Origin of the sequence: Candidatus Poriferisocius sp. (genome assembly GCF_965204145.1) — a bacterium.
In the GTDB taxonomy this organism is placed as follows: Bacteria; Actinomycetota; Acidimicrobiia; order Acidimicrobiales; family Bin134; genus Poriferisocius.
In genome coordinates this window covers 1,458,081-1,470,509 of sequence record NZ_OZ241977.1, presented here as the reverse complement: position 1 = coordinate 1,470,509, position 12,429 = coordinate 1,458,081, and the positions used below count along the sequence as shown (strand labels likewise).

13 protein-coding genes are annotated in these 12,429 nt (G+C 62.7%); 9 read left to right on the top strand and 4 right to left on the bottom strand.

The features are described 5' to 3' along the window. Window positions 1-43: 43 nt before the first annotated feature. On the bottom strand, window positions 44-775 hold the full coding sequence (locus ACOGI7_RS06720) for a TSUP family transporter (RefSeq protein WP_419851144.1): 732 nt from the start codon (window positions 773-775) through the stop codon (window positions 44-46). 13 nt (window positions 776-788) lie between these two features. Then, window positions 789-1,208 (bottom strand): VOC family protein, encoded by a 420-nt coding sequence (locus ACOGI7_RS06715; protein WP_419851143.1) that lies wholly within the window; start codon window positions 1,206-1,208, stop codon window positions 789-791. A gap of 107 nt (window positions 1,209-1,315) precedes the next feature. On the opposite strand from ACOGI7_RS06715, the gene ACOGI7_RS06710 reads away from it, so the two are divergent. Together ACOGI7_RS06710 and ACOGI7_RS06705 are read left to right on the top strand one after the other, a co-directional pair. Next, a complete protein-coding gene (locus ACOGI7_RS06710; protein ID WP_419851142.1) occupies window positions 1,316-2,605 on the top strand; it encodes an amidohydrolase family protein in 1,290 nt (429 codons plus the stop codon). A gap of 19 nt (window positions 2,606-2,624) precedes the next feature. Beyond that, complete coding sequence (locus ACOGI7_RS06705) at window positions 2,625-3,479, top strand: crotonase/enoyl-CoA hydratase family protein (protein WP_419851141.1); 855 nt, start codon at window positions 2,625-2,627, stop codon at window positions 3,477-3,479. Between the two features lie 13 nt (window positions 3,480-3,492). Here ACOGI7_RS06705 and ACOGI7_RS06700 read toward each other — a convergent pair whose 3' ends face one another. Then, the gene (locus tag ACOGI7_RS06700; RefSeq protein ID WP_419851140.1) at window positions 3,493-4,011 is read right to left on the bottom strand and encodes an O-acetyl-ADP-ribose deacetylase; all 519 of its coding nucleotides are present in this window, start codon (window positions 4,009-4,011) and stop codon (window positions 3,493-3,495) included. Between the two features lie 67 nt (window positions 4,012-4,078). Here ACOGI7_RS06700 and ACOGI7_RS06695 point away from each other — a divergent pair, with 67 nt between their 5' ends. Both ACOGI7_RS06695 and ACOGI7_RS06690 read left to right on the top strand, forming a co-directional pair. Next, entirely contained in the window at window positions 4,079-5,263 is a 1,185-nt protein-coding gene (locus ACOGI7_RS06695; protein ID WP_419851139.1) for an aminomethyltransferase family protein, read from the top strand. 25 nt (window positions 5,264-5,288) lie between these two features. Continuing rightward, window positions 5,289-6,137 carry an LLM class F420-dependent oxidoreductase gene (locus ACOGI7_RS06690; protein WP_419851138.1) on the top strand — a complete coding sequence of 283 codons (849 nt, stop codon included), beginning with the start codon at window positions 5,289-5,291 and terminating at the stop codon, window positions 6,135-6,137. A gap of 18 nt (window positions 6,138-6,155) precedes the next feature. Here ACOGI7_RS06690 and ACOGI7_RS06685 read toward each other — a convergent pair whose 3' ends face one another. Continuing rightward, window positions 6,156-7,094 carry an SMP-30/gluconolactonase/LRE family protein gene (locus ACOGI7_RS06685; protein ID WP_419851137.1) on the bottom strand — a complete coding sequence of 313 codons (939 nt, stop codon included), beginning with the start codon at window positions 7,092-7,094 and terminating at the stop codon, window positions 6,156-6,158. 47 nt (window positions 7,095-7,141) lie between these two features. Between ACOGI7_RS06685 and ACOGI7_RS06680 the strand changes: the two genes are divergently transcribed. The 5 genes from ACOGI7_RS06680 to ACOGI7_RS06660 all read left to right on the top strand — a co-directional run bounded on the left by ACOGI7_RS06680 (window position 7,142) and on the right by ACOGI7_RS06660 (window position 12,381). Then, window positions 7,142-8,110 (top strand): ester cyclase, encoded by a 969-nt coding sequence (locus ACOGI7_RS06680; protein ID WP_419851136.1) that lies wholly within the window; start codon window positions 7,142-7,144, stop codon window positions 8,108-8,110. A gap of 69 nt (window positions 8,111-8,179) precedes the next feature. Beyond that, window positions 8,180-9,235 (top strand): LacI family DNA-binding transcriptional regulator, encoded by a 1,056-nt coding sequence (locus tag ACOGI7_RS06675; protein WP_419851135.1) that lies wholly within the window; start codon window positions 8,180-8,182, stop codon window positions 9,233-9,235. Then, a complete protein-coding gene (gene hisD, locus ACOGI7_RS06670) occupies window positions 9,228-10,511 on the top strand; it encodes a histidinol dehydrogenase (protein WP_419851134.1) in 1,284 nt (427 codons plus the stop codon). The genes ACOGI7_RS06675 and hisD overlap by 8 nt, the downstream gene beginning before the upstream one ends. After that, on the top strand, window positions 10,508-11,245 hold the full coding sequence (locus ACOGI7_RS06665) for an SDR family NAD(P)-dependent oxidoreductase (RefSeq protein WP_419851133.1): 738 nt from the start codon (window positions 10,508-10,510) through the stop codon (window positions 11,243-11,245). Before hisD ends, ACOGI7_RS06665 begins: the two co-directional genes overlap by 4 nt. Further along, complete coding sequence (locus ACOGI7_RS06660) at window positions 11,242-12,381, top strand: cupin domain-containing protein (RefSeq protein WP_419851132.1); 1,140 nt, start codon at window positions 11,242-11,244, stop codon at window positions 12,379-12,381. The genes ACOGI7_RS06665 and ACOGI7_RS06660 overlap by 4 nt, the downstream gene beginning before the upstream one ends. Window positions 12,382-12,429: the final 48 nt, after the last annotated feature.

The following is a 12,429-nucleotide window of genomic DNA, read 5'->3' as shown; positions in this document are numbered from 1 at the left end:
TGAGCGGGGCCTCATGCCCTGGTACGGCTGGTGAAGGCTGCACTCACACGACCTGGCGGAGAATGAGGGCGAGTCCGCCAGCGAGCGCGACGAGGAGCACGGCAGGGCGGAACCAGGCTCGATCGAGGAGGGGGCGGACGAAGCGGGCCAAGCCCAGACCCAAGAGGATGCCGGGAATGAGCCAGCCGATGAGTTCGACCTCGTAGAGGCCGAACTCGCCGGTGGCGATGAGCCCGATCATGGCGGCGACCGCCACCATTAGGAATACCGAGCCAACTGTGCCTCGCAGTGTTGCTGGCTTCATATCGCTGAAAGTGAGCACGAATGCGGGGCCCGGCAAAGCGGCGGTCATGCTAGAGAATCCAACCCCCATTCCGGTGGCAACTTCCACCCCCGGCGTCCGGGCAATCCGAAATCCGCAGAGGAGCGATAGGGCACCGGCCGCGGCAAGGCTTCCAACCAGGAGCGCGATGACCTCGTCACTCACCATGGAGAGCACGACCAGTCCAGCAGCCAAGCCGAACGGCAGTCCGAATGCACAACGTCGGACAGCCTGACGGTCGGTGTGGCTGCGTTCGACGATGACATTGCGGATGCCGACAACTTGGCCGACGACGATGAGCGGCCCGGGGGCAAAGCCCGGATCGATGGCCACCAGAGCTGGTCCGGCCACGAGGGCCAACCCGATGCCCAGGCAGCCCTGGGATATGGCCCCAGCGGCCGAGAAGCCGATGATGACGAGGATCTCAAGCGGGGTCAGGACGCTGTTTCCCAACTAGGGGAGTCGGTCATACCTTCTTCGGGTCGGGGATGCCGGGGCGGGTGCCCTCTTTGTGCTCGACGAACTCGATGAGATAGCCGTCGAAGTCCTTCACATAGGCCATGATCACCGGCCAACGGTCGAGATGCGTGGGCTCCATTACCGATTCACAGCCGGCGTCCATGGCTCGCTGGTAGAGCCGATGGCAGTCCGACGTGTTGATGTAGATCTTCCACATGGCGGTGCCCATATCGATAGGGCCCTCATTGTCGAGGTGCTGCGCCAACTGGAGGCGTGATCCGCCGTGGGGCGACTGGATTACCGCCTCCAGCGCACCGGGAATCTCGAGGCGGTGCTGGAGCTCGAGTTCGCACACATCCACCCAGAACTCCAGAGCCCGGTCCATGTCTTCCACGTTGATGCAGTACTGGGCAAGGATTTGAGTCATACGTCCTCCTTGAGAGCGCCATTAGCGAGCTATTGCCGGTGTGACAGTACAGTGTGATCAGCGCTCTAGCTGTTGTACTCGCCCAATATTCGAGAGGGAGCTGACCAATGCCCAGCCCTGTCGCCGGTGTTGACCAAAGCAACGCCCCATACATCATCGTCTCGTCCGATACCCACGCCGGGCTGTTTGTCGAGGACTACCGCGAATACCTGGAGTCGTCGCTGCATCCCGAGTTTGACGAATGGCTGGTCACTCGCCACCAGCACCGGGCCATGGTGGAGGAGATCAACGGCGAATACGTCGAGCAGTGGGAGCGCGAGAACGAGATCGGGTTGAAGGGGGCCTACGACCCCGAGATCCGCGACAAGACCCTCGATGCCGACGGCGTGGCCGGCGAGATCATCTTCGCTGACGGCGATGCGGTCACCGGAATGGAGGCTCCGCCGTTCGGGGCTGGTCTGTCAGCCGGGCAGATCACCGACTCCCGTCAGGCCTGGGCCGGTGCCCGGGCCCACAACCGCTGGCTCGAGGAGTTCTGCGCCACCAACCCGCCTCGCCGCGGCGGGGTGGCCTTGGTGCCGATCACTCACGGTGTCGAGGAGTCGGTGAAGGAGATTGAGGCGCTGGCCGGCAAGCCCGGCGTGAAGGGCATCATGATCCCGACCATGTGGCATGAGCACCCGTCGTATGGCCACGAGAGCTACGAGCCGATATGGGCGGCCTGTGCCGAGGCCGGGCTAGTGGTGCACACTCATTCGGGCGAGGCCGATAGGCCGTCGTACAACGAGAACATGGCCCAGTACATGCTTGAGGTGGCGTTCTGGACCCATCGGCCCCTGTGGCAGCTCCTCTTCTCCGGGGCCTTCGACCGCCATCCAGGCCTTCGCTATGTGCCGGTGGAATGCGGCTCATGGTGGCTCGGCGACCTGCTGTTCAAGGCCGACGCCATGTTCGGCGGGCGCAACTGGAAGGTGAAGAAGATGAGCTCGCAGACGAAGGGCCTAATCCAGCGCCTGCCGTCGGAGTACATCGGCACCAATGTGTTCATCGGGGCGTCCACCATGAGCAAAGTCGAGCTGCGCCGCCGCTACATGAACGGCGTCGACGCCCTGATGTGGGGCACCGACTACCCCCACCCCGAGGGAAGCTGGCCCAACACGATTGAGCGCCTGGAGACCGACTTCCAGCAGATTCCTGTGGAGGAGACCCGCCTTTTGCTCGGGCTCAATGCCGTGCGGTGCTACGACCTCGACGTCGACGGGCTGTCGAACATCGCCAGCCAGATCGGCCCGACCCCTGAGCAGCTTAACCAGGACCTCGGCCTGCGGACCGACCCGAACGCCATCCGCGAGGCCCGGTTCTGGTTCGACGACTACAACATCGAGTGGCCTGAGTAATTCGCCAGATTGGACTTTCATGAGCGACAACTACGTCTTGTACAGCACTGCTGGAACTACTGCGACGATCACACTGAATCGTCCTGACTATCTGAACGCCATTGTTCGGCCCATGTGGACGCAGCTCGACCACTTCATCGCGGAGGCGAACCGCGATCCGGAGGTGAAGGTGATCGTGTTGCGGGGTGCCGGTCGGGCCTTTTGCGCCGGGTTCGACTTCGGTGCCGACGGCGACATCGCCGCAGTGCGGAGCGAGGGCCGGACTTGGGATCCAGGACGAGACGCCATCGGGGTCACGAATCGCTGGGATGCACCGGTCCCAAATTTCATGGGCCTCTGGTCGAGCCCGAAGCCGACCATTGCCCAGGTGCACGGATGGTGTGTGGGCGGCGGTTCCGACATGGCCCTCTCAGCCGATCTTGTTGTCGCGGCTGAAGATGCGCAGATCGGCACGCCTTATTCCCGGATGTGGGGCTGCTACCTGACCGCAATGTGGGTGTACCGGCTTGGGCTCGCCAAGGCCAAGGAGTACGCCCTGACCGGCAAGCCGCTCTCCGGTACTGAGGCAGCTCGGGTGGAGCTCATCAACCAGGCAGTTCCGCCCGACCAACTCGATGACGCGGTACAGGAGTTGGCCGAACAGTTATCGAGCATCCCATCGTCGCAGCTGGCCGCCATGAAGTTGGTCGTCAATCAGGCTTACGAGGGGATGGGGCTGCGCAATTCCCAGGTGCTCGGATCGATCCTCGACGGTGCGATGCGCAACACCCCCGAAGCGCTCGCGTTCATTGAGACGGCCATGACCGAGGGTGTCCCAGCAGCAGTTGCCCAACGCGACGGCCCCTTCAGCGACTACAGCCAGCGCAAGGCTTGACCGGGGGCGGATCTTAGGGATCAGCGCTGGTGTCGAGATCGAGAATGCTCTGGTAGGCGTCCACGGTTTCCTGGTTGAAGGCGACGAGCCGAACTTCGTTCACCTGGGTAGGAGTGGTGCGGAGAGTCTCCACCGCGACGGAGGCCGCGGCGTCAATCGGATACCCAAAGACCCCAGTAGAAATGGCCGGGAAGGCAACCGACTCCGCCCCAACCTCGTCGGCCCGAGCCAGGGACTCCCGATAGCAGGAAGCCAGCAGTTCCGGTTCACCGCGCCCGCCGCCGTGCCACACCGGCCCCACCGTGTGTATGACCCACCGAGCGGTCAAGTTGAACCCCGGCGTGATCTTGGCTTGCCCCGTCTCACACCCGCCCAAAGTCCGGCAGTACTCGACCAACTCAGGCCCCGCCGCCCGATGAATCGCCCCATCCACCCCGCCACCCCCCAAAAGCGTGTGATTGGCTGCATTCACAATGGCGTCCACGTCCTCAGCCGTTATATCCCCAAGCACCAGCTCCAGGCGGGAAGTCACACGCTGTATCCAGGGTCGCTCTGGACGTTCACTCGACGGATGGTAATGGCTGTAGGTTGAGGCTCCTATGGCGGGGGAGAGGCATTACTACATCGAGGCGTTTGACACGGTCGAGTTCAGTTCTTTTCGGCAGCATCAGTCGCCGTTTGCTGATCGGTATGCCACTGAGTCGACGATCTTCGGCTTGTACTGCGGTCGCCTTTATCCGCTGAAGGCGTCCCACGATGAGGATCCGATTCCCAACTATTGGAAGTTGCGCAATGGCGTCCTGTTGTACGACGTTCCCGAGCAGCCCATTGAGATTGTCGGCCCTGATGCCGTTCGGGTGCTGGAACAGGTGCTCGTTTGCCGGGCGGAGACGCTTGGAGTGGGACGGTGTCGGTACGCGCTCGCCTGCCATGAGGACGGCACAATCGTGATGGATGGCGTGATCATGCGGTTGGAGGCCGATCGTTTCTGGTATGTCAAGGCCAATGGGGAGTTCATCAGCTGGCTCAAGGCGGCCGCCATCGGGCTTGATGCTGAAGTGTCCGATCCCGACTCACGCGTACTCCAGATCCAGGGGCCGAAGTCGCTGGAAGTGCTGAATGTGGCGATCGGCGGCGGCTTGCCCGCCGACTTCAAGTACTTCCGGGCCGGATTCTTCGACATCGGCGGCCAGGAACTGTGGGTGTCTCGAACCGGATGGACTGGGGAAGTGGGAATCGAGGTCTACTGCAACAGCGGCCCAGAGCCCACCGACCACGATGCCCTCTGGGACCACCTGCTTTCTAGCGGCGAGCAGTTCGGCATGGAGTTCGCCACGTCATCTTCGATGGGGATACGCCGTATCGAGGCAGGCATCTTGGACAACGGCAGCGACATTGAGCCAGATCTGACTCCGTTCGGCGCTGGCCTCGGACACTTTGTCAACTTCGACAAGGGAGATTTCATCGGGCGAGCCGCGTTGGAGACCGCCGACCGCAGCCTGCTCTTGCTTGGGCTGGCTTGCCCGACCGCGACGCCAGAGACCCATATGACCGTGCACTACGAGAACGCTCCGGCGGGGCACATAACCATCGGCACATGGTCGCCCACACGGGAGGAGGGAGTCGGCTACGTGCGTTTCGATCGGCCGCTGCCCGGGGACGAGTGGACGGGCAAGACGGTTCAGTTGCAGGACTATGACGGCGAACTGCACGAGGCGACCGTGGAGTTGCTGCCCTTCATCGACAAGGAGAAGCAACTGCCACGAGCCGTGTGGAACCGGTGAGCGCCGGTACAAGGGAGGAGCTGCTTTGCGACTAGGAATCCATCTTCCCCAGTACGGTCGAGCGGCTTCGCCGGATGCTATCGCCCAAGTAGCGGCTCGGGCCGAGGGGATTGGTTTGGCCGACGTGTGGGTGAGCGACCACCTCGTCTACCCAGCAGACCAGGGATACCCGGCTTCGTACTTGTTCGATCCGCTGCTCACTCTGGGATGGGCCGCGGCGGCCACTGAGCGAATCGGACTGGGCACCAGCGTGATGGTGGTTCCCCAATACCACCCGCTGCACTTGGCCAACAGCCTGGCCAGCCTCGACCAGCTGAGCGGCGGGCGTCTGACCGTTGGCGCCGGGGTGGGATGGTCGGCGGCCGAGTTCTCGGCCCTCGGGCAGGATTTCCATACCCGCGGAGCGCGCACGGACGAGGCGTTGGAGATCATGCGCCTGGTGTGGGCGGAGTCTCCTGCCTCCTACCAGGGGTATCACTATCAGTTTGAAGACATCAAGGTGCTGCCCCAACCAGCCCACCCGATCCCCATCTGGGTCGGCGGCAGCAGCCAACCGGGATATGACCGGGCCGCCGCGGTGGGGGATGGCTACCAGGGACTGAGCAAACCTCCCGAAGAAATGGGGAAGATCGTGTCTGATATTCGGGCACAGCTGGCCAAGAGCCGCCCGGAGGCCGAATTCACCTTCTCATACCGCACCGGTTGGGATCCCCAGGGCATGGATCCCGCCCAAATCCGCGATGAGCGGGACCGCTATGTCGAAGCTGGAGTGGAGCACGTGGTATCGGCACCGTGGAGAACCGACGCCGACGCTTGGACCCGATCGATGGAGATGCTGGTAGATGTCGTCGAGCCAGAACTCGTCACTCCGTAGCTGCCACTTGAATCCCGCTCACGTCGAAATAGCATCGGCAGCAAGGTCGAAGAGCGGTTCGGGCCGGCCCTGCACTCCAACATCGAGGGCCAGCAGGTCTCCAGGCTCGAACCCGTCGCGACCGGGCCCAGAAGGTGTTGTGCCCCCCATTCCGATAGTGGTGACGAACAGCGTTGAGAGGTCGGAGCCACCAAAAGCGGGCATCGATGGCTTCTGCACCGGAAGCTCGATTCGGCGGTCAACAGCTCCTTCAGGGGTGACCCGGATAACAGCCCAACCGTAAACAGAGGCAGACCAATAGCAGCCGTCAGCATCGACGCAGCCGCCGTCGGGCTTGCCGGGCAAGTCCGTGTAGTCCAGGAAGACCCGCTCGTTGGATATGTGGCCGGTGTCCAAGTCGTAGTCGAACACCAAGACCCGGTCGGTGGGAGTATCGGCGAAGTACATGCGTCGGCGGTCGGTATCGAAGGCCAACCCGTTGGTGACGCCGATGTTCGTGCGGAGGTTGGTCGACTCTCTGGAGCTTTCGATGCGATAGAGGGCTCCGGTGGACTTTCCGGCATTGGTGTCGGCGTACATCGAGCCCACCACATACCGGCCATTGGGATCGCAGCGACCGTCGTTGAGCCGGTTGCCGGTACCCGCCTCTTCGATTTGAAGCCAGCTTGCGACCGCGCCGGTATCCCAATCGAGGATCACCAGCTCGTGCTCGCAGGCCACGAGCAGGCGGTTGGGGTCGGAGGTGAGGACGAATGACCCTGGCCGACCAGCGAGCGACCTTGAAGAGGTTGTGCCAGTGGCTGGGTCCAGGCGGTGGACAGCCCGCCCGTCGATGTCGGCCCAGTACAGCACCTGTTGGGGCACACTCCACACCGGGCACTCTCCCAAGACCGCGGGTGCGTGGCTGACCGACTCGATCGTTGTCATGGCGTACTCCGGCGTTGACAAATTGACCACGTATTCATAACCTCCGATCCGACCTGTCAGCAAGCGCCGGAGCACGCGTGAAGGGATTTGATCCGAAGTTCAAGGACCTGCCCGACTACATCCTCGGGATCACCAAGGAGATCTGGGAAGAGCGCGGTGTCGACTCGCTGTATCGCTATTACGCGCCGAAGATCGCGGTGCGGTCGCCCGATGGGGTTGTCGTCGGCAACGAGGGAGTGGTCAAGGCCACCATTGCCACCCTGGCCGAGTTTCCGGATCGCCAGCTCCTTGGGGAGGACGTGATCTGGAGCGGCGACGAGGACACTGGTTTTTTGTCGTCTCATCGCATTTTGTCCACCGCGACCCATCTTGGCGACGGGGTGTACGGAAAGGCGAGCGGGAGCAGTCTGAGATACCGAATAATCGCCGATTGCGCTTGCCGGGGGAATCAGGTCTACGACGAGTGGCTGATAAGGGACCAGGGGGCAGTCGTCCGCCAGCTCGGGATAGACCCCAAGCGCTATGCCTCAGACCGGATAATCGAAGAAGGTGGCTTTGGAAAGGCCAAAAAACCGTTTACCCCTGCGGCTGACGTAGATGCCGTTTACCAGGGAACTGGGAATGATCACGAGGTGGGCATCCAATACGCCGACGCTTTGAAGCAGGTGATCGACGGCCGTCTGGCGGTGATTCCCGAAGTCTATGACCGGGCCGCGCACCTGGAGCTGCCCGGCGGCCAGACCGGGCACGGTTGGAGCGATGCCGACGGCTTCTGGCTCGCGCTGCGGAGCGCGTTCCCCGACGCCGAATTCCGCGTCCACCATGTCATTGGTCGCAACGACCCCGGGATGTCGCCGAGGGCGGCACTGCGCTGGTCGCTCGACGGCAAGCACGATGGGTGGGGGATGTTCGGAACGCCGACGAGAGCACCTGTTCACATCATGGGATTGAGCCATGCTGAGTTCGGTCAGTGGGGACTGCGGCGCGAGTACGTGCTGTTCGACGAGACCGCCATCTGGAAGCAGATCCTGCTGCACTCAGGCTGAGCGGAAGCAGATGATCCTGATGGCGTGTGCGGTTTGACATAATGACTACGTATTCATAGTGTCGCACCCGTGGGGGGCAAAGCCGGGGCGGCATCCTCTTCTCTAACGCGGAACCAATCGCAGGCCAACCATCGCGTTACCTCGGTCGATGTGGCTGCCGAAAGCGGTGTGTCGCAGACGACAGTCGCTCGGGTGTTCTCGTCTCCCGACAAGGTTTCGCCCGCCACGCGCGAGAAAGTGCGGGCGGCCGCAGAACGGCTGGGATACGTGCCCAATGCCATTGCGAGGAGCCTCAAGTCGCAAAGGACGAACATCGTGGGTGCCGTGGTACCTGCCTACGGTGAGTACTGGCAGAGCGTTCTGGCCGAGTTCTCCCGCCAGTTGGCCGAACGTTCGTATCAGCTTCTGGTGTTCAGTTTCGGCACGCCGAGAGACGTCGATGGGGCGTTGGCCTCTGTTGCGCAGTACCGCCTTGACGGTGTCGTATTGGCATCGGCCACCATCGGGCAAGCCCAGCTGGTGGGGATGCGCTCCTCAGAACGGCCCTCGGTTGCCTTCAACCAACCGGCCGCAGAAGGGGTGGTGCCTTCGGTATCGGTTGACAACGAGGCGGGAATGGCCGAACTGGCCGAGCATCTTGTCAAGCTGGGAATTGACACTGCGGCGTACATCGGCGGCGTGTCTTCGGCCTCGACCGACCAAGTGCGGTATCGAGGAGCTGTGCAGACCCTGGCTGAGCACGGGGTTGCTTGCCCCTATATCGAAGCAGGTGCCTATACCTACGATGCCGGCTACAAGGCCGCTGCCCAGTTAGCGCAGCGGGACCGATTGCCCGACGCGGTGATGGTGGGCAGCGATGAAGTGGCTTTTGGCGTTCTCGACGGCCTTGCCAATGCGGGTATCTCTGTACCAGGTGACCTGTTGCTCACCGGCTTTGACGGGCTTCCTCAAGCGAGTTGGGCCGGATACGACCTGACCACGTTGGTGCAGACCACCGACGTGCTCGTGGCCCGGGCAATTGACGTGTTGACGGGCCCTGGTGCCGACCCGCAGGAAAAGCCCGCATCAATCGTCGTTCCCGGATCTATCCGCGTTGGAAAGACAACGAGGAAGTCCAGTGCCTGAGATCCTCAAAGCCGCGGCGGCCAAAACCTCTCACGGCTCCGACCCAGAGCTTTCTGAGCGGGTCCGTTCCTTGATCGCCGAGATTGAGGCCCGGGGCGAAGCCGCGGTGCGGGAGATGTCGAGCCAATTCGACAACTGGTCCCCGGAGCATTTCCGACTGAGCCCAGGCGAAATCGACAGGATTGTCTCCGGAGTCGATACGAGCACGGTAGAAGACATCAAGTTCGCCCAGTCCCAGATTCGGAACTTCGCCCAAGCCCAGCTCGAATCCATCAGCGACACCGAGATTGAGACAATGCCCGGGGTTGTCTTGGGGCACAAGAACATCCCAGTCGAGTCTGTGGGGGCGTATGTCCCGGGCGGACGCTATCCAATGGTGGCCTCTGCCCACATGAGCGTGCTCACTGCCAAAGTGGCCGGCGTGGCCCGAGTGGCAGCCTGCACCCCGCCGATCGGCGGAGCGGTACCCGCTGAGACGGTGGCGGCCATGCATTTTGCCGGAGCAGATGAGATATATCTGCTGGGCGGGGTTCAAGCAGTGGCCTCACTGTCACTGGGAACCGAGTTTGTCGATCCCGTCGACGTGCTGGTCGGACCAGGGAATGCCTACGTGGCCGAAGCCAAGCGCCAACTCTACGGACGAGTCGGCATCGACCTTCCGGCCGGACCCACCGAGACTCTCTTGCTGGCCGACGACACGGTGGACGGAGAGATCTGCGCCACCGACCTGCTTGGGCAAGCCGAACACGGTCCAACCTCGCCCGCGGTGTTGCTCACCACATCCCGCCAACTCGGTTTGGACACCATTGAAGAGGTCGAGCGCCAGCTGAAGACCCTTCCCACCGCGGATGTTGCTTCGACGGCTTGGGCTGACTACGGCCGAGTGGTGGTCTGTAAAGACAAGGAAGAGATGCTGGAGATGGCCAATGAGCTGGCCTTCGAGCATGTCCAGGTCATGACCTCGGATGACGACTACTTCTTGGAGCGTTTGACCAACTACGGCGCCCTGTTCCTGGGCCCGATGACGAACGTGTCCTACGGAGACAAGGTGATCGGGACGAACCACACCCTTCCCACCCAGGGCGCAGCCCGCTACACCGGTGGCCTCTGGGTGGGGAAGTTCATTAAGACAGTGACCTACCAGCGAGTCACTGAGCCGAGTTCCAGCGCTCTGATTGGGGAATACTGCAGCCGGCTGTGCGCCATTGAGAATTTCGCCGGACACCAGGCTCAAGCCGATATCCGCGTCAAGCGGTACGGGGGAGTCCGAGCATGAAGACGGCGGTTGTCACCGGGGCAAGCGGCGGAATCGGATCAGCCATTGCTCATCGCCTGGCCGCCGACGGCTTCTCCGTGGTGGCTGGATACCACCGCTCTGCCGAGCGGGCTGAATCTCTGGTGGCCCAACTACCCGGCCACGGCCATCAGGCAATGAGGATCGCGGTGCTCGAACCGGAGTCGCTCGTCAGTCTTGCCCACACGCTGGCGGAATCGCCGGGCTCGCTGGACGTGCTCGTCAACTGCGCCGGCGTGACTCGACCAGTGCCCCACGACGACCTCGACGCGCTGGACGACTCGACAATCGACGAGATCTTCGCGACCAACTGGCGCGGTTCATTCGCCGCCATCCGGGTCCTGCGTCCTCTGCTGGACAAGGCCGACGGAGCGGTCGTGGTCAACATCTCATCGGTGGCCGCCGTCACCGGTCAGGGGTCAAACGTCGCCTACTGCGCATCCAAAGCGGCGCTCGACAGCATGACCCGATCGCTGGCGCGGGCATTGGCCCCTTCGGTTCGCGTGGTGTCGGTGTCCCCCGGGTGGGTTCTGGGGGAGTACGCCGACAAGATGCCCCCAGAATTCATTGATGCCCAGCGTGTGGCCACACCCCTGGATCGCCTGGCCACTGTCGATGATGTGGCTCGTGCGGTGAGCGCGGTGGTCAGCGATCTGCCTTTCACTACCGGCGCGATCATCAGCGTCGACGGTGGTCGGCCCCTGGGGGTGGCATGAGCGACCATCGCACCTCCGAGGCGGTGATCGAGCCGCAAGACTTTGCCCGTCGGGTGATCCAACCGGCTGATTTCATGGCCGACACCGAGGCATTCGTCGACGTTCGGCTTCCCCGGTCCAGAGGCAAGGCTAGCTACTCCTTCATTGGTCCGGGCGTTTCGCAAAACACCGACCAGACGGTCAATCTCACTGAGCCACACGGCTTCCAAATCGGCGCGGCCAGCATGGGCCACGGGGTGGTCAACAACCAGCACCTGCATTTCACCGCTGAGGTCCTGATCTGCACTAGAGGCCAATGGCGGGTGAACATCGGCGAACACGCTGAGCAGCAATTGGAGATCTCACCCGGCACCGTGTTCTCCGCTCCGAATTGGGTATTCCGAGGATTTGAGAACATCGGCCCCGACGACGGCTGGCTCTTCACCGTGCTAGGCGGTGACGACACGGGCGGCATCATTTGGGCGCCCGACGTGCTTCGCGATGCGGCTCAGACCGGCCTGTATTTGAAGGCCGACTACTCGCTGCTCGATGCCAGCAACGGGGAGCCTCCAGAGGACGTCATACTCCCTCTGGATCCCGAACTGCTCAGCGGTGTGGATGACTACTCCGATGACGAGCTCGCGGCCCGAACTGTGGCGAAGGAAGACCTCCAATGGTCAGCTAGCGCGTTGTTGTCAAGCGTGCTGTCGGGTCACGACACTGCTCTGGCGCCGGTAATCGGCTACGGCTTGACCGAGGATCGTCACCATAGGGCACCCATCGCCACCCCCCATGGCTTCTCCGTGGAGTGGCTCCGCGTCGAGCCCGGCGCCTCCACCGGAATCCATCGCCATGGGCACAGCCAGGTAGTGCTGATCGACGAGGGCCATTGGGAGATTGCTGTTAATCGCGGCGATGACGCCATTAGCGCCTCACCGGCAGAGGGTTCAGTGGTTTCCATTCCCGCCGGTGTGTGGCGAGATCTGAAGAACTCCGGAACCTCCCAAGCGCTCGCCCTTGTGGTCTGTGCCACCGACCAGAGGGCTGGCATCGAATGGGATCCAGACATTGTGACCGCGGCCGAACTCTGCGGCTGGAGTCACGACGCCGCGGGCTATTTGGCGCCAACGGCGCTGCTTGGAAGGCCGCCGAAGTGACCACGTCAAAGATCTACCTACGTAGAAAAACAACAACCAAGGAGGGGT

Coding starts and splice junctions, on each gene's coding strand:
- ACOGI7_RS06665 (WP_419851133.1), top strand. CDS start 10,508: ATGAAGACGGCGGTTGTCACCGGGGCAAGCGGCGGAATCGGATCAGCC.
- ACOGI7_RS06710 (WP_419851142.1), top strand. CDS start 1,316: ATGCCCAGCCCTGTCGCCGGTGTTGACCAAAGCAACGCCCCATACATC.
- ACOGI7_RS06695 (WP_419851139.1), top strand. CDS start 4,079: ATGGCGGGGGAGAGGCATTACTACATCGAGGCGTTTGACACGGTCGAG.
- ACOGI7_RS06660 (WP_419851132.1), top strand. CDS start 11,242: ATGAGCGACCATCGCACCTCCGAGGCGGTGATCGAGCCGCAAGACTTT.
- ACOGI7_RS06705 (WP_419851141.1), top strand. CDS start 2,625: ATGAGCGACAACTACGTCTTGTACAGCACTGCTGGAACTACTGCGACG.
- ACOGI7_RS06715 (WP_419851143.1), bottom strand. CDS start 1,208: ATGACTCAAATCCTTGCCCAGTACTGCATCAACGTGGAAGACATGGAC.